The 16,365-nt window shown below is 39.0% G+C and carries 15 protein-coding genes; 13 read left to right on the forward strand and 2 right to left on the reverse strand.

The annotated features are described in order from the left end of the window. Positions 1–78 precede the first annotated feature (78 nt). Together GM418_RS26275 and crcB are read right to left on the reverse strand one after the other, a co-directional pair. Positions 79–447, reverse strand: coding sequence for a DUF190 domain-containing protein (locus GM418_RS26275; RefSeq protein WP_158870511.1), 369 nt, complete (start codon positions 445–447; stop codon positions 79–81). 121 nt (positions 448–568) lie between these two features. Next, positions 569–973 carry a fluoride efflux transporter CrcB gene (crcB, locus tag GM418_RS26280; RefSeq protein WP_246222775.1) on the reverse strand — a complete coding sequence of 135 codons (405 nt, stop codon included), beginning with the start codon at positions 971–973 and terminating at the stop codon, positions 569–571. Between the two features lie 94 nt (positions 974–1,067). Here crcB and dacB point away from each other — a divergent pair, with 94 nt between their 5' ends. From dacB to GM418_RS26340, 13 genes are all read left to right on the forward strand, one after another. Continuing rightward, on the forward strand, positions 1,068–2,504 hold the full coding sequence (dacB, locus tag GM418_RS26285; RefSeq protein WP_158870513.1) for a D-alanyl-D-alanine carboxypeptidase/D-alanyl-D-alanine endopeptidase: 1,437 nt from the start codon (positions 1,068–1,070) through the stop codon (positions 2,502–2,504). A 342-nt stretch (positions 2,505–2,846) separates the two neighbouring features. Then, positions 2,847–3,440 carry a Pvc16 family protein gene (locus tag GM418_RS26290; RefSeq protein WP_158870515.1) on the forward strand — a complete coding sequence of 198 codons (594 nt, stop codon included), beginning with the start codon at positions 2,847–2,849 and terminating at the stop codon, positions 3,438–3,440. Further along, entirely contained in the window at positions 3,440–4,315 is an 876-nt protein-coding gene (locus tag GM418_RS26295) for a hypothetical protein (RefSeq protein WP_158870517.1), read from the forward strand. The genes GM418_RS26290 and GM418_RS26295 overlap by 1 nt, the downstream gene beginning before the upstream one ends. Before the next feature lie 17 nt (positions 4,316–4,332). Next, positions 4,333–6,246: a phage tail sheath family protein gene (locus GM418_RS26300; protein ID WP_158870519.1), complete on the forward strand. Its 1,914-nt coding sequence runs from the start codon at positions 4,333–4,335 to the stop codon at positions 6,244–6,246. Between the two features lie 27 nt (positions 6,247–6,273). Further along, a complete protein-coding gene (locus GM418_RS26305) occupies positions 6,274–6,708 on the forward strand; it encodes a phage tail protein (protein WP_158870521.1) in 435 nt (144 codons plus the stop codon). Positions 6,709–6,710: 2 nt separating this feature from the next. Further along, a complete protein-coding gene (locus GM418_RS26310; protein ID WP_158870523.1) occupies positions 6,711–7,142 on the forward strand; it encodes a phage tail protein in 432 nt (143 codons plus the stop codon). 1 nt (position 7,143) lies between these two features. After that, positions 7,144–7,302 (forward strand): DUF5908 family protein, encoded by a 159-nt coding sequence (locus GM418_RS31550; protein WP_217447604.1) that lies wholly within the window; start codon positions 7,144–7,146, stop codon positions 7,300–7,302. Between the two features lies 1 nt (position 7,303). Further along, a complete protein-coding gene (locus GM418_RS26315) occupies positions 7,304–8,020 on the forward strand; it encodes a CIS tube protein (RefSeq protein ID WP_158870525.1) in 717 nt (238 codons plus the stop codon). Beyond that, positions 8,020–9,768 carry a type VI secretion system tip protein VgrG gene (gene vgrG / locus GM418_RS26320; protein WP_158870527.1) on the forward strand — a complete coding sequence of 583 codons (1,749 nt, stop codon included), beginning with the start codon at positions 8,020–8,022 and terminating at the stop codon, positions 9,766–9,768. The genes GM418_RS26315 and vgrG overlap by 1 nt, the downstream gene beginning before the upstream one ends. Before the next feature lie 2 nt (positions 9,769–9,770). Next, positions 9,771–10,064, forward strand: coding sequence for a PAAR domain-containing protein (locus GM418_RS26325; RefSeq protein WP_158870529.1), 294 nt, complete (start codon positions 9,771–9,773; stop codon positions 10,062–10,064). Between the two features lie 3 nt (positions 10,065–10,067). Then, positions 10,068–10,478, forward strand: coding sequence for a GPW/gp25 family protein (locus tag GM418_RS26330; RefSeq protein WP_158870531.1), 411 nt, complete (start codon positions 10,068–10,070; stop codon positions 10,476–10,478). A 13-nt stretch (positions 10,479–10,491) separates the two neighbouring features. Then, positions 10,492–13,641 (forward strand): baseplate J/gp47 family protein, encoded by a 3,150-nt coding sequence (locus GM418_RS26335; RefSeq protein ID WP_158870533.1) that lies wholly within the window; start codon positions 10,492–10,494, stop codon positions 13,639–13,641. Then, positions 13,629–16,361: a hypothetical protein gene (locus GM418_RS26340; protein WP_158870535.1), complete on the forward strand. Its 2,733-nt coding sequence runs from the start codon at positions 13,629–13,631 to the stop codon at positions 16,359–16,361. The genes GM418_RS26335 and GM418_RS26340 overlap by 13 nt, the downstream gene beginning before the upstream one ends. Positions 16,362–16,365 lie beyond the last annotated feature (4 nt).

Consider the following 16,365-nt stretch of genomic DNA (forward strand, 5'->3'; position numbering starts at 1 on the left):
TACTGTTATATACAATCAATAAAGCCGTTCCAACTATCGGGAGCGGCTTTTGCTATTTTAACTTCAAATGAGTACCGGCTATTTTTTTACTATCCGGTATTTTTCTCCAACTTCGTAGCGTAAAACGTCCACTTCCTGGAATGTAACCAGTCCGCCTTTTTTACTATGGTCCATCAAGTTGTTTACTGTTTTCAGAAACTCGTTTAGTTTCTCCTTGTTGTCCGTAATCTCAACTGATACGGGCATATCAACTGAAAGTGCAAAAATTTTTTGCGTATGAATGGAATGGCTCGCCCCAAACGACATAATTCCTTTGTAAACGGTTGCACCCGCCAGCCCTGCTTCGCGTGCTTTAAAAACGATCTCTTCAAACAAAGGCCGCCCGTGAACTTTATCTGATTCACCAATATATATCTTTAAAATTCCCGCTTTCCCTGAAATATTCATGGTATTTTTTTTTATGTTTTTACACGGAAAAAAGATATAAGTTTCATTTGGGTGAGACAAAATTGTTTGTTTTAGCTTTGAGATTTGTTGTCTGGAGTTAAAACTTACTGTTTAGTGGTGTTTAGAATACCGCCCTTACCAAAATTACGCCAAGATAGACTGCTAAAATTCCTAAAAACAGACTTCCTCCAACGTTCCAAAAAAACTGGCCAAAGGTGCCCGTCTTCAGCATGGTAAAATTATTATAGGCAAAAGAAGAAAAAGTAGTAAAACCGCCACAAAACCCAACGGCAAGAAACATACGCCATTCTGCGTTCATCAGGTTTCCTTTTTCGGCCAAAGCGAAAACAATACCAATTATAAAACTACCTGTAATATTTGCAATCATTGTTCCCAGCGGGAAAGTGCTGGTAAGTCCCTTCTCAACAGTAATTTGTACCAGGTAGCGCATTACACTTCCAATAAATCCGCCGGTGCCAACAAGTAATAAGGTGCGTATCATTTTGTTGTAAATTAGTATTGCCATTTTAAGCGCGAGGATTGAAAGATGTTAAGATTAACACTTAAATTTCCACGGAGCTTTATAAACTATTATTTTTAAGCATTCAAAAGTAATAAAAATGAAAGGAAGGATTTTTACGGTTCTCATATTATTTCTGCATACAATTTCTCCGGCACAGCAAAACATTGAACAAGTTTTTCAGAAATTGCTTACCGGTTCAGATTATAAAAATGCTACAATCGGAATTCAGGTTAGTGATTTGGATTCCGATGAGATACTATTCAATTTTGACAATAATAAATTAATGATACCCGCCTCAACCATGAAGTTGGTAACATCGGCTGCAGCACTTGAGATTTTAGGTGCCCATTATCGTTTTACGACAAAAATCGGCTACACCGGAAACATTAATAAAAATACCTTAAATGGTGACCTTGTTGTGGTTGGAGGCGGCGATCCTGTACTTGGATCTGCTCACTTTAGAGACTTTTATGAACATCCTGATTTTTTGGATATATGGGTTCAAAAAATAAAAGATGCAGGAATACAAAAGATCAAAGGCGATTTAGTTTTAGATGTTTCGCTTTATGACTCGGAAAAGATACCACCTACCTGGATTTGGGAAGACATGGGAAACTACTATGGAGCGGGGCCATCTGCATTATCAGTTTATGATAATATGTTTCGCATTACTTTTTCTTCTCCGGGAAAGGCAGGAATGCCAACCCAGATTGTTTCAACATACCCCAAAATTGAAGGATTGGAAATTCAGAACGAGGTATTATCATCGGATGAAAATCGTGATTTAGCCTTTGTTTTCGGAAGTCCTCTGGATTATAAAAGAGTTATCAGAGGAACCATTCCTAAAAACAGAAAATCTTTTACCATAAAAGCTTCTGATCAAAATCCCGAGAAGCTGCTGGCAGCAGATTTTATTTCACATTTGGCAAAGTCCGGGATTTTTATTTCAGGAGGAGTTAAATTAAAAAAAGTGGATGGAAAGGAATTTCAAATTGTTTATATCCAGGAATCACCAAGTTTAGCTGAAATTGCAAAAGTGCTTAACTACGAAAGTGTAAATTTGATTGCCGAGCATTTGGTAAAACAAATTGCGGTACAAAAAACAGGAGAGGGGAGCAGGGAAAAAGGAATTGCAGTTATCAAACAATTTTGGAAATCCAAAGGACTTGAAGGGCAGTTTTTTATGGAAGACGGAAGCGGCCTGTCGCATTTTAATGCAATTTCTCCTGGTCAGTTTATTTCACTTTTGAAATACATGCGTAATCAAAGTAAATATTCGGCGGCTTTTTTAAACTCGTTACCGGGAGCGGCAAACGGAACTCTTTATGGTTTTGATGCAAGGGTATTTGAGGGAAATACTTTGAAAGCCAAAAGTGGTTCAATGACGCGGGTAAGATGTTATGCCGGTTATTTGAAAGTGGATTCAGGGAAAACAGTTGCTTTCTCACTTATGGTCAATCAATTTGATGGTTCGCATTCAAAACTCATTGGTGAGATTCAAAAACTTTTTGAAGCCGCAAAAATTACTTTCTGAATATTTTTAGTTAAAAGTATTTTAATCTTTTTTTTGTAACTAGTTGTTTCTTAGTCTTTAATGAGTCTTGTTTAAAATTGATTTAACCTTAGGCATTGACTTGTTATATATTAAGTCGTAACTTGTATAGCGAAACCATTAGATCATTCTAAACTTTCGGGTTTAGATTAAAATTTTCGAGAGACGCGAAATAGAATCAAAAGTAAAATCAGTTTTACTATAAAAAGTTCTATTATTTAAGATTTTTGGGTCTTAATGTAGGGTTTTTTATGTCTGTCTGCGTGTAAATCAAAATAAGATCTGACAGGTATTTGGAAATAGATAGCTAAGAACTGACTTTAAATGATTTACGACACCTTACAAATACTAAAGGAACAAGTAGAAGCCTATTTTGTCGAAACAGGCCTGGGAAAAATTATTGCACTGGACAACATCGCATTGTGGGAGTCGGGAAGTGATGACGCAACAAAAGTGGAAGATAAAGTAGTAATGACACTTGTAAGACTGGAAGAAGAAACGACATTAAAAAATGTTCCCAGTTACAAGATTACCGACAACAAAACCGAATACTTTAATCCGCCCGTAAATTTGAATCTGTATGTTTTGTTTAGTGGTAATTGCGACACTTACGACAAATCGTTAAAAGGTATCTCGCGAATCATACAGTTTTTTCAGGGTAAAAAGGTTTTTACTTTGGCAAACACGGTTTATAATCGTACAAATGTGTCCCTTGACGTGCTTGACCATTTTAAGTTTATCCTGGAAATGTATTCTCCCGGATTTGAAGAACTCAACAATATTTGGGGAACGCTTGGCGGCAGACAATTGCCGTCGGTGATTTATAAAGTTCAGATTATTCAAATTAAGCAAGATAAAAAGCTGGGCGCATCAGAAGTTATTACACATGTTGGTGGAAATCTAAAAGATATTCAGTAATGGCATTTTCAGTAAAATATTTACCACTTTTCAAGATGAACCTTCTTCATCACTATTTTTTAAATAAAGGCACTGATGATTATAATTCAATGACTGATACTCAACAAAGCAATCAGTTGGAATTGTATGATGTAAATTCTGTTCTGTCTATTCAGCCAGATGTTAAAACTCTGCAAAAAATAAACGGCTATAATCTGGTTTTTAAAAAGTATAAAACGGGTTTTTCCCTTTGGAGTAAGGTTACAGGTGAGAATGAAGACGAACCTTTTATTGCGCTGGAGGATGATCTGGCTTTTACTTTTTTGCTTAAGACAAAAGATTCCGGGTTTTATAATTATACCGATCTAAAGATCGAAAATGCCGGTAAGTTGTATTATTTGTCGAACCGCCGTTTGGAAACTGAACCCAACAGTTTTCCATTAATTGACAAAGCTGGTGGCAATTTTCATGTTGATGAAGACTTTATTCTTTCTGAAGATGGTTTTGAAAATGAAATGGAGAAATTAAAGGATTCTGAAAAAATGAATCTTATGGGTCTGATTCGGATTTTTGTAAAAGCAGACAACAACGCTCTGGATATAACCAATGCCCAGGGTAGAATTCCGGAACCTTCGCAGAACTTTGAAATCAATATTAAAAATCGCGAGACAATTTGGCGATATATTTTTGACACTAACCAGACTGTAACCGGCGGTGACGCATTAAAAAAAGAAAATGGTAATTCGAAGGTTTTAATCACAAAAGCAGAGCATCCGCTCACTTTAAACGGATTTATTTCTATTGAACTGGGTGGAGTTGAACTACCCAATCCCGGGGTGCGGGCAGTAAAACCTGATATACCAAATAATAAATATTACTCAGAAATATACATGTAAAACTAAAAATTTAAATTATGGCAACTTCGTACAAAACACCAGGCGTTTATGTCGAGGAAATTTCAAAGTTTCCGCCGTCGGTAGCGCAAGTTGAGACAGCTATACCCGCTTTTGTGGGATATACGACAGCCGCCGTCGTTGACGGTGTGGATTATCATGCAGACAGCGTTATTAAACCTGTGAAAATAGGTTCTCTTCCCGAATACGAATATTATTTTGGTGGAGCTCCTGAACCTACGACTCTTGAAATAGAATTAAATTCAGACAATTCTGTAAAGAAAACAAATATTGAAAGCATCAATTTGTTGTATGACTCAGTGCGCATGTTTTATGCCAATGGAGGTGGAGATTGTTACATCGTTTCGGTTGGCGCATTTAATGCCGATACTTCCGGTATTAGCGATTCAGAATTGTTAAGTGGATTAAATTCATTGGAAAAAGAGGATTTGCCAACTTTGCTGGTAGTTCCTGAAACGGTTCATTTGGCTCTCGATAAAGCAGGAGCTATTCATGCTGCGATGTTGAAACAGTGTAATAAATTACAGGATCGTTTTGCTGTAATGGATATTGTTGATGGCGACGAGGAAATTACTCCTTCTGTCGATCCGGTTGCTGATTTCAGAGATAACGTCGGAATGAATTCATTAAAATATGGAGCAGCATATTATCCGTTTTTGAAGACTACGCTTCCGTTTAATGTGAATTACGACACGATTGTTGGCGGAACCTATACAAAAAATGGTGCACCCGTTGCCAATATCACGAGTCTTTTTAATACAACACTGGTAAGTTCTATCGAAAATATAAGTTTGGACATTGACGCAAAATCATCTGTTACTGTGCCAACAATGGGCGATATTGCCAGTCGGCCACAACTGGAATCCGCAGCTGGCGATTTGTACCAGTTTTTTCAGGACTTTTTTGCATTGACTTTTGCGGATAACGGAGCCACTGACTCTGCTTCTGCAACATTTAGCAGTTATGTTGAGGCTGACGGAGATTTTCACCAGTTGCTTACATTGTTATTTGATTACAATCACTTCAGTCAGTCGGCAAATAGCGATGCGCCATCTCCAACATGGGATGCACCTTTAATTGGCAATGATTTTAATACAGATTTTGCACCGCTAACTTTTGCTGCACCTGCCACCGACGATAATAATATTTTTCAGGCAACACAAACGGCAGCAAGCGCAGCACCATATTTTCGTGCTTTGCTGGCAAATTTAACCGCGCTTTTTAATTCATTTTATGATGAACTGGAAGCAATTTATAATGAAAGAACAGACACTTTGTTTCAGACCGATCCGGTTTATAAAGGGATTGTAAACGCCATCGGACAGCAAGGTGTAGTTCTTCCACCCAGTGGTGCTGTTGTTGGAATTTACGCAATGGTAGATAATAACCGCGGTGTATGGAAAGCTCCGGCAAATGTAAGTATTACATCAGTAAAGGGGCCTGCGGTTAATGTTACGCATGAAGATCAGGCAAGTTTGAATGTGGATACGGTTGCCGGGAAATCGGTAAATGCTATTCGTGCTTTTACAGGAAAAGGAACATTGATTTGGGGAGCCCGAACACTGGCTGGGAATGACAATGAGTGGCGTTATGTACCTGTTCGTCGTTTTTTCAATATGGTGGAAGAATCGGTAAAAAAAGCTACGGCTCAATTTGTTTTTGAACCCAATGATGCGAATACGTGGGTGAAAATTCGTGCTATGATTGAGAATTTTCTTTCGCTGCAATGGAGAGCTGGCGCGCTGGCAGGAGCTAAACCTGAAGAAGCATTTTATGTTCGCGTGGGCTTAGGCCAAACAATGACTGCCCAGGATATTCTGAATGGATATATGCACGTTGAAATCGGTATGGCGGTAGTTCGCCCGGCCGAGTTTATTATTCTTAAGTTTTCACACAAAATGCAGGAATCTTAATCAGTAAAAAATTAAAAAAATAGTGTTATGGCTACAAATTATCCCTTGGTCAAATTCCACTTTCAGGTTGAATGGGGTGGAACAAAAATAGGATTTACCGAAGTTTCCGGGTTGGATGTTGAAACAGAAGTAATAGAATACCGACACGGGGCAAGTCCCGAATATTCAAAAGTAAAAATGCCGGGAATGCAAAAATTCAGCAATATTACATTGAAACGTGGAACTTTTGCCAGCGACAATGAATATTACAACTGGTGGAATACGGTGAAACTAAATACCATCGAACGCCGCGATATTACTATTAGTTTGCTAAATGAAGAGCATGAACCGGTAATTACGTGGAAAGTGAAAAATGCATGGCCTTTAAAAGTTCAGTCAACCGATTTAAAAGCAGATGGCAATGAAGTGGCTATCGAAACGTTGGAGTTGGTACACGAAGGTTTAACTATTCAAAACGAGTAAAAATGGCGAATTATTATCCTCCGGTAGGTTTTCATTTTAAGGTTGAATTTGCCAACCTGAAGAGTGAATTTGAATTTCAGTCGGTGTCGGGTTTAACCATTGAACTTACCACCGAAGAAATTGCTGAAGGGGGAGAAAACCGTTTTAAGCACAAGCTTCCGGTGAGAACCAGTTTCCCAAATTTAGTCTTAAAACGCGGCCTTGTAACCGATTCTTCGCTTATAAAATGGTGCAGGGAAGCAGTAGAGGATTTTAGCATCACACCAACCGATGTTACGATTAGCCTTTTAAACGAGGAACATAAGCCGCTAATGACATGGAATGTGGTTCACGCTTACCCGTTAAAATGGGCCATGGCCGATTTTAATGCCGAAGAAAGTAAACTTGTAGTTGAAACGATTGAATTGGCATATAACTATTTTAAAATTCAGTAAAATGCCCATAGAAATTAAGGAATTACATATTAAAATAAGTGTGGATGATAATCCGCAATCATCAGATCCGGCTCAAAATAACAGAATCGAAAAGGAGCAGATTATTGCGGCTTGTGTGGAGCAGGTAATGGAAATTTTGGCAAAAAATAGGGAGCGTTAATATGAGTGGAGAATTAATAAAACTGCAGATAAAAGCATATAAAGACGAACGGTTTTCGGAGGAAGTTTCCGAAGGCGAGTTTCGAACGATGCTAAATCCTGAAACCTATAAATTCAAGTATAAAATTGAACAAAATGATGATCAGGCCTCAGGAACAAGTGCAGCTTCGCCACGTTTTAACAAGGCTTTGCCGGAGAATTTGGATCTGGAATTTGTTTTCGACAGAACCGGGGTTATCACGGATTATGGTGCCGCAGGAAGTTCCGATGACAAGATATTCAAAGATGAAGGTGGCGGAATTATCGACGATATCGAACAATTCAAAAAAGTTGTTCTGGATTATGACGGCGATGAGCATAAACCAAACTATTTGATTATTTCCTGGGGAACGCTCCTTTTTAAAGGTACGCTCAGCGAGATGGATGTTACCTTCAAATTGTTTAAATCTGATGGAACGCCGCTGCGGGCGGTAGCCAATGCGAAATTTAAGGGTTTTGTTGAAGACGACCTGCGGGTGGCAATGGAAAACAACAGTTCGCCAGATCTTACGCACGTTCGGATTGTAAAAGATGGTGATACACTTCCGCTAATGGCATTTCGTATTTACGGCGATTCAAAATATTACCTCGAAGTGGCCAAAGCGAACAACATCACCAATTTCCGAAAGCTTGAAACCGGACAGTCCGTCTTTTTTCCACCGATACAAAAAGCAAACTAATGCCAGAACAACGAGTTATAAATACATCACAGTCTGCTGACCTTGTTACTCAAAAAATTTTGGTCGACGGAGAGGAACTTTCAAAATCCTTCCAGGTGATGAATGTGATCGTTGAGAAGGAAATTAACCGGATTCCAACCGCAAAGATCATTCTGAAGGATGGTGACCCGGCGTCTCAGGATTTTAACCTGAGCAACGAAGAACTTTTTGTTCCCGGAAAGGAAGTGGAAATAAAAGCAGGTTATCATTCTGATGAGGAAACGGTTTTTAAAGGTTGGGTTATTAAACACAATCTGAAAATTCGTTCCAGCCAGTCGTATTTAATTGTTGAATGTAAAGATAAGGCGGTAAAACTCAGCATTGGAAGAAAAAATAAGTATTTCTACGAAAGTACCGACAGTGATATTATTGAAGAAATTGTTGATTCTTACGGATTGGAAAAAGATGTAGAGTCAACCAATGTCAATCATCGTGAAATGGTTCAGTACAACGTTTCCGACTGGGATTTTTGTGTTACCCGTGCGCAGGCAAACGGGAAAGTATTAATTGTTGACGATGGAAGAATAACCGTTAAAAAGCCTGATGTTGCGCAGGAAGCGGTGGAGACCGTTTCATTTGGAGCAACACTTTTGGAGTTAGATGCGGAAATGGATGCTCGAAATCAGTTTCAAAAAGTAACTTCTTACGGCTGGAGTTCATCGGATCAGGAGTTGTTGGAAATTGAAGCGAATGAGCCTTCAATAAGTTTAAACGGAAATGTTTCGATTGATGATTTGGCATCGGTAATCAATCTGGAAAACCTGGAATTAAAAAATGGAGGAGGTACCCCCGATGTTGAATTACAGGAATGGGCTGATGCAAAATCGCTTTTTAATCAACTTTCAAAAACCAGAGGGAAAGTAAAATTTCAGGGAATTCCGGCAGTGAAGCCAAATACGACCATCCAGTTGGAAGGCGTTGGCGACCGCTTTAATGGCAAAGTTTATATTTCTGCTGTTCGCCATCAGATAACTGAAGGAAACTGGACGGTGGATGCTGAGTTTGGCATCAATCCAAAATGGTTTACCGAAACCTTTGATATTAATGACCAGCCGGCAGCCGGATTATTGGCAGCTGTCAATGGTTTGCAGATTGGGATTGTTACACAACTGGAAAGTGACCCTGATGGCGAAGATCGGATTTTGGTCAGGTTGCCAATTGTTGACAATGAAGTTGACGGGATATGGGCAAGGGTGGCAACACTCGATGCCGGTGAAAACCGGGGCTCTTTTTTCCGGCCGGAAATTGGAGACGAAGTAATTGTCGGTTTTATTAACGGAAGTCCAAACGACGCTGTTGTTTTGGGAATGATGAACAGCAGTGCAAAACCCGCCCCGATTGTCGCATCCGATGATAATCATAAAAAAGGATTTGTTACCCGCAGTGAGATGAAATTCATTTTTAACGATGATGAAGTGAGTGTGACACTGGAAACACCCAACGGAAATAAAATGGTAATCAGTGATGATGACGGCGGAATTAAACTGGAGGACGAAAACGGCAATTTTATTCAAATGGATTCCAACGGAATAACCATTGAAAGCGCGTCAGAAATTAATTATAAATCTTCTTCTGATATGAAAATGGAAAGCAGTTCGAATGTCGAACTTAAAGCAGGAGCGCAGTTTAAAGCCGAAGGTTCAGCTGGTGCGGAAGTTTCAACCAGTGCAAACGCTGTAATAAAAGGTTCAATCGTTCAAATTAATTAATTATGGGAGCAGCAGCCCGATTAACAGATATGCATACTTGCCCGATGGTAAACCCGGGTGGAGTTCCACATGTGGGTGGCCCGATTATTTCGCCCGGTGTGCCAACTGTGCTTATCGGCGGAATGCCTGCAGCTGTAGTGGGCGACATGGCCATCTGTACCGGTCCTCCGGACACAATTGTTCAGGGCTCTGCAACGGTTTTAATTGGAGGAAAACCTGCAGCCCGAATGGGAGATTTAACTGGGCATGGAGGTTCAATAATCGCAGGAGATCCGACAGTACAAATTGGAGGTTAGTTTATGGAAACAACAAAATCGTTTTTAGGAAGAGGCTGGAGTTTTCCGCCTGAATTTAACAGGGGAGCTCAAAGTGTGAAAATGCTGGAAGATGAAGCAGATATAAAAAGCAGTCTTGAAATTTTGCTTTCCACACGGTTGGGAGAACGGGTTATGGTTCCAAATTATGGATGTAACCTTGATGAACTATTGTTTAAACCGCTCAACCTCACTCTAAAAACCTATGTGACCGATTTAATTAAAACAGCTATTCTTTACCATGAACCCCGTATTGATTTGAATAAAGTTGAAATTGACCCGTCGGACGAATTAAACGGTATTTTGCTGATTAAACTTGACTATACCATACGAACCACCAACTCGCGAAAAAATATGGTTTACCCATTTTATAAAGAGGAAGGAAACGAACTCTAAGTAAATCGAAATTATGGCTAAATGCGGCAAAGAAATATTATCAGGACGTGAAGGCACAGGACAACTGCAACGTTACATCGAGGCACTGAATCCGGATTCAGTAAAATTAAATGATTTTAGCCTTGAAGAATGGATGCAGTTTGCATATCGTTTTGCTAAACACGTAAACTATTTCAATACAATTAATAACGAGGAACCATCAGCTGACTGGCAGGACTTTTTTATCAAAGATGAAAGCCTTGAAGATTTTCAGAAGCTGGTAAATGAAGGCAAAAATGTAACACCTCACCTGGCACTGTTTGTCAGTTTTATCAAGCTGCTGGAGTTTTCTAAAAACCGGTTTAACAAATTAACAAAGAGGCACCTCGATTTTTATTACCATCGTATTTTGCAAATTGAAAAACTGCCGGCTACACCTGATAAAGTGCACATCATTTTTGAACTGGCAAAAAGTGTTGTAGATGAGAAAATTGCACGGAACACAGAACTCGATGGAGGAAAAGACGCAGCCGGAATAAAAAGGATATACAAAACAACTGAAGAACTGATTGCCAACAAAAGTGTCGTATCAGGTTTGATGAGTATATACAACGACCATTCAAACCATAAATTAAAGGCTGCTTCTGTGGCAAATTCGTACGACGGAGTTGGCAGCGATTTTCCGGACGACAAAATTAAATGGTGGCCTTTCGGATATTTTGGCGACAACAAATATCCTGAATTGCCTGATGCCAAAATTGGATTTGCGCTTTCTTCTGAGGTTCTGGAATTACAGGAAGGACAAAGAAATATACTAATAACCGTTGAATTTAAAACCAACATTGAATCAATCACTGCAAGTAATCTTCGGGAGAATCTTGACGTTTACTGTTCAGGTGAAAAAGAATGGCTTGGCCCTTTTACTGTTCAACCTACTGTATTGGACAGTGAGGGGCAGGTCGTTTTTACTTCCGGCTTAAGTGCTTCAAAAAAAGTTTTGAAACTGGCTTTCCAAATTCCAAAAGAAGAGGATTCGGTGGTTGCATATAATTCAGAAAATCTGGGTGAAAAGTTTGTTTCGCAGTTTCCGGTTTGCCGGGTACTTTTCAAAACAGAAAACACCGATGGATTTGAATTGTACAGAAAGTTGGCTGAAAAAGAAATCAATAGTTGTAAAATAAATATCGATGTCCGTGGAGTAAAAAGTCTCGATTTGGAAAGCGATATCGGCACTTTAAATGCCGAAAAACCCTTTTATCCTTTCAGCACGCAGCCGGTTAAAAAATCCAGTTTTTATGTAAATTACCCTGAATTGTTTAAAAAAAACTGGACTGACCTTACTTTTGAGATCGAATGGAAAAACACACCTGAAAAAACAGGCGACTACGAAGCATTTGTAGATTTGTATTTTGCCTACCGAACAGATTATCTCTATCAGGCAAATACTTCGAAATTTTTTGGAGGGATGTTCGACTGGATTGAAGCGGAAGAAATTTGGCAGTTTAATACTACTCCTTCAAATTTAATTGTAGGCAGTGATGAACATTTTAAAGCTGATGTTCAGATTCTAAATAAGGAAGATTGGGAAACGGTTGAGGAAAATCACATCTTGTTTGACGCAGATGGAGATATCTTCAAAACAAATGTACAGGTAACAAATTCTTCGTATGAGGAAGATAAAAACGGACCGGTTCGATTGTCTCTTAACCAGTCTTTTCTGCATGAACTTTTCCCACGAATTTATGCATTGGCGTTTAGCAGCGATGACGATGATGTTTTGGTTCCAAATGAGCCTTATACACCAATGGTGGAGACGATAGCTCTGAATTATACCGCAGAAGCAAATATGATTTTGGGTTCCTCCGCTGAAAATTACAAAAATAATTCGCTCACGCTTTTCCATGAACATCCGTTTGGGCAGTCAGAGGAACATTTGTATTTAAAAAGTCAGTTTGATTTTCTGACCGGTAACGACAAAAAAGAATACCTGGTTCCAACGTATTGTAAAGGTGGCGAGTTGTATATAGGTTTGGAAAACGTTAAAAATTTGCAACAAGTTTCTTTGCTGCTGCAGGTTTTGGAAGGAAGTGAAAATCCGCTGGCCGATTCATTTGTCGGAAAGCAAAAAGCGGAATGGTCGATTCTTTGTCAGAATGAATGGAAAAGGCTCGATTCAAATTATATCATTTCAAATGAAACCGATAACTTTTTGAAATCAGGAATTGTGAAGTTTTCTGTCCCCAGGGAAGTTACGCAGGATAATACAAAATTACCGTCGGGTTTTGTTTGGGTAAGAATTAAAATTCATAAAAATTACGACGCGGTTTGCAAAGCTATATCCATTCAGGCGCAGGCAGTTTTAGCTGAATTTTCAGATAATGGAAACGAGCTTTCCCATTTGAAAAACGGACTGGAAGCTGACACTATTTCAAAGCTCATTCACCGCGTGTCCACGGTAAAGGGAATTTCACAACCATTTTCCTCGTTTGGTGGAAAGCCGGAAGAGTCGGACAAGAATTACTACCGCCGGGTAAGCGAACGTTTGCGGCACAAAAACCGGGCAATTACTTTGTGGGATTATGAACACATTATTTTGCAGGAGTTTCCTGAAATTCATAAAGTGAAATGCCTGAATCATAGTTCAGAAACTTCATTTCTGTCTCCCGGTGATGTTTTGCTGGCCGTTATCCCGGATATTGTCAATAAAAATGTATTCGATATTTATCAGCCCCGTGTGAGCAAAGCTACATTGAATAAGATCCAAAATCATATTAATAAACTGAACTCATTTCATGTAAATGCAGAAGTTATCAATCCGGATTACGAAGAGGTTACCGTTGATTTGAAAGTGAAATTCTATGAGGGCTACGATGAAAATTATTACCTGAAAGTTTTGAACAAAGATATTATCCGATTGCTTTCACCCTGGGCATTTGAAGAAACAGCGAGCATTGAGTTTGGTGTAACTTTACATTTGAGTTTGGTGATCAATTACATTGAAAAATTAAAATATGTGGATTACGTTGAGGATGTAAAATTGAAAAAAGGTTCGGAAAACAATCTTACCAACGTAGCACCGTCGAGCCCAAAAGCCATTCTTGTTTCCGCCAAACAGCACAGTTTAAGCACCGATGTGAAAAGTTGTACCGAAATTACTGAAACGGAAGAAACATGTCAGACCTAAATGAATATACCACGATTCCGAAAAAAGTAGCGACCAACGACGATTTGGACTACGAATTTCTTCGAAAAAAGGGGCAGGAGTATATCGAGCAACTTTCGGGGAATATTTGGACGGATTATAATGAGCATGACCCGGGAATCACAATTCTTGAAATGTTATCGTATGCCATTACCGACCTTGGCTTGCGGCTTGATATGCCAATTGAAAATATTTTGGCTCCTGAAAATGAGACCGCTCAAAAAATAGGAGAACAATTCTTCCCGGCTTCCGATATTTTGCCAACGAAACCTGTAAATGAGCTGGATTACCGAAAACTGTTTATCGATTTGGATGGAGTAAAAAACTGCTGGTTAGAAACCTTTGATAAAACCGTTTATGTAGATTGTAAAAACGATAAGCTTTCATATAATTCTGAAGATTTTACCTCCACTCATCCCGACTTTAAAAAAGAATTCAAACTAAAAGGTTTGTATTCAATTGTTGTGGATTATGCTGAAGAAATAACGACAAAAGTCAAGGAAAAAGAGGTAAATAAACAAATTGAAAAGCTTTATCATGCCAATAGGAATTTGTGTGAAGATTTGATTGATATTTACAGGGTAGGCGAGCATAAGATTGCCGTTTGTGCGAGTATTGAATTGTTTCCAGAAACGGATGAAGAACTTGTTCATGCTAATGTCTTGCGGGCGCTTGACCATTATTTTTCACCATCGGTGAAATTTTATTCATTGAAACAGATGATTTCTAAAGGCTATGCAACTGACGAAATTTTTGAAGGCCCGTTTCTAACCAATGGTTTTATCGATACAAAAGAACTGGAAGCAGCCAGTCTGCGTACCGAAGTTCGCTTGTCTGATATCATTCAATTGATTATGGCGGTTGACGGAGTGAAAAACATCAAGGAGATTTCCATAAATAATTGTGCTGATGCAGAAGATGAAACCGATAACTGGCTGATTTGTGTGGAAGAAGGTAAAAAGCCCGCGTTGTGTTCCGACAGCGCTTTTAGTTATTACAAAGGTGTTCTTCCTGTGAATGTAAATCAAACAAAGGTACAAAGCTATCTTGATGCAATAAAACAGGCCGAAAAAGACGAACAGGAACTGGCAAAAATTGGTATGGAACCGGAAATTCCGGAAGGTCTTTATCTGAATACAGGTGAAACAACAACAATTCAGAATGATTTCCCGGATACATATGGAATTGGCCGCGCAGGATTGCCTCCACATGTTTCAATACAACGAAAATCGCAGGCAAAACAATTAAAAGGCTACCTGTTGTTTTTTGACCAAATTTTGGCGAGTTATTTTGCTCACCTTGTTAAAATAAAAGACTTACTATCTGTAGATAACCAACTAAAAAAGACCTATTTCACACAGGCTGTGCAAGATATTAAAGGCTTTGAAGATTTGGTGAAAAATTACCCGGTAAACAGCGATGCAAATTTAACGGACGAATTGTTTGCTGAACTGGATAATCCTGTTGAACGTAAAAATAAGCTGTTTGACCATTTGATGGCACGTTTTGCCGAAAAATTCAGCGACTTTGCTTTTTTGATGAAACAGATGTACGGAAGTGCCTCCAGCCAGGTGATTCTGAATTCAAAGGAAAGTTTTCTGAAAGATTATCCGGAAACCAGCAAAGGGAGGGGCAGTGCATTTAACTATTTTCATCAACCTGATGAACCCGAATCTCCGGAACATCATGAAATTGGTTTGTGGAATACTTCCAACGTTTCCGGAGTGCAAAAACGAGTTGCGCGATTAATCGGAATGAAAGATTTCTATCGCCGGAATTTGTCAAATACATTTGTTGAAATTTATGATCCGGATGAAGATGATGACAAAAAAGTTTACCGTTGGCGGATTCGCAACAAAAACGGCGACATCATTTTGTCCGCTACTGAAAATTATGCTTATCCCTCATTGGCGCAAAAGGAATTGTATCTGGCTGTTGTAAGAATTATTGAAACATCACCGGAAGTGGTTGAAGAAGCATTTCTTTTACCGGTAAATGACGAAGACGAGATTGGAAATTTTGAAATTCAGGTGTCACCAACGGGACAGTATTCTTTTGATGTGATCAACCTGGAAGCGCCGGGTTACAGCACCTACCGGATTATTGCACGCCAGTACTCTTATTACGAAAACCAGGAAGAGTTGAAAAATGCTATTTTGGAAATCATTGAATTTATGAACAAAGATTTTTCAGAAGAAGGCTTGTTTCTGGTTGAACATATTTTGCTGCGTCCGGATGTTACGAAAAGCAATATTCCGCTTGACAAATTTATGCCCATCTGTACCAACAACTGCGAAAGCTGCGAACCTGTCGATCCGTATTCTTTCCGTGTAACCGTTGTCCTTCCGGGTTATACCTATCGTTTTTCAAATCCCGATTTTCGGAAGTTTTTGGAAGATTTAATCCGAAAAGAACTTCCGGCGCATATTTTGGCGCGTGTTTGTTGGGTAGGACACAGAAAAGGGCAGGTGCCGGATGACGAAAATGATCTGGTTCAGTTTGAGGAAATTTATAAAGACTTCCTGCACTCAAAAACCGATTCAGTGCAGGAACAGGACGAAACAAAACTGAAAGCATTAAATAAAATATTGAGCGAATTGAACTCTATTTATCCGTCAGGAGAATTAATCGATTGCGATGATGAAGATGAAGAATTGGATGGCAAAATAATACTTGGCCGCACCAATCTTGGAAACCTTTAATTGA

This window comes from Maribellus comscasis (genome assembly GCF_009762775.1).
In the GTDB taxonomy this organism is placed as follows: Bacteria; Bacteroidota; Bacteroidia; order Bacteroidales; family Prolixibacteraceae; genus Draconibacterium; species Draconibacterium comscasis.

Coding starts and splice junctions, on each gene's coding strand:
- GM418_RS26325 (WP_158870529.1), top strand. CDS start 9,771: ATGGGAGCAGCAGCCCGATTAACAGATATGCATACTTGCCCGATGGTA.
- dacB (WP_158870513.1), top strand. CDS start 1,068: ATGAAAGGAAGGATTTTTACGGTTCTCATATTATTTCTGCATACAATT.
- GM418_RS26310 (WP_158870523.1), top strand. CDS start 6,711: ATGGCGAATTATTATCCTCCGGTAGGTTTTCATTTTAAGGTTGAATTT.
- GM418_RS26315 (WP_158870525.1), top strand. CDS start 7,304: ATGAGTGGAGAATTAATAAAACTGCAGATAAAAGCATATAAAGACGAA.
- GM418_RS26330 (WP_158870531.1), top strand. CDS start 10,068: ATGGAAACAACAAAATCGTTTTTAGGAAGAGGCTGGAGTTTTCCGCCT.
- GM418_RS31550 (WP_217447604.1), top strand. CDS start 7,144: ATGCCCATAGAAATTAAGGAATTACATATTAAAATAAGTGTGGATGAT.
- GM418_RS26295 (WP_158870517.1), top strand. CDS start 3,440: ATGGCATTTTCAGTAAAATATTTACCACTTTTCAAGATGAACCTTCTT.
- GM418_RS26275 (WP_158870511.1), bottom strand. CDS start 447: ATGAATATTTCAGGGAAAGCGGGAATTTTAAAGATATATATTGGTGAA.
- GM418_RS26340 (WP_158870535.1), top strand. CDS start 13,629: ATGTCAGACCTAAATGAATATACCACGATTCCGAAAAAAGTAGCGACC.
- GM418_RS26300 (WP_158870519.1), top strand. CDS start 4,333: ATGGCAACTTCGTACAAAACACCAGGCGTTTATGTCGAGGAAATTTCA.
- GM418_RS26290 (WP_158870515.1), top strand. CDS start 2,847: ATGATTTACGACACCTTACAAATACTAAAGGAACAAGTAGAAGCCTAT.
- GM418_RS26305 (WP_158870521.1), top strand. CDS start 6,274: ATGGCTACAAATTATCCCTTGGTCAAATTCCACTTTCAGGTTGAATGG.
- vgrG (WP_158870527.1), top strand. CDS start 8,020: ATGCCAGAACAACGAGTTATAAATACATCACAGTCTGCTGACCTTGTT.
- crcB (WP_246222775.1), bottom strand. CDS start 973: ATGGCAATACTAATTTACAACAAAATGATACGCACCTTATTACTTGTT.
- GM418_RS26335 (WP_158870533.1), top strand. CDS start 10,492: ATGGCTAAATGCGGCAAAGAAATATTATCAGGACGTGAAGGCACAGGA.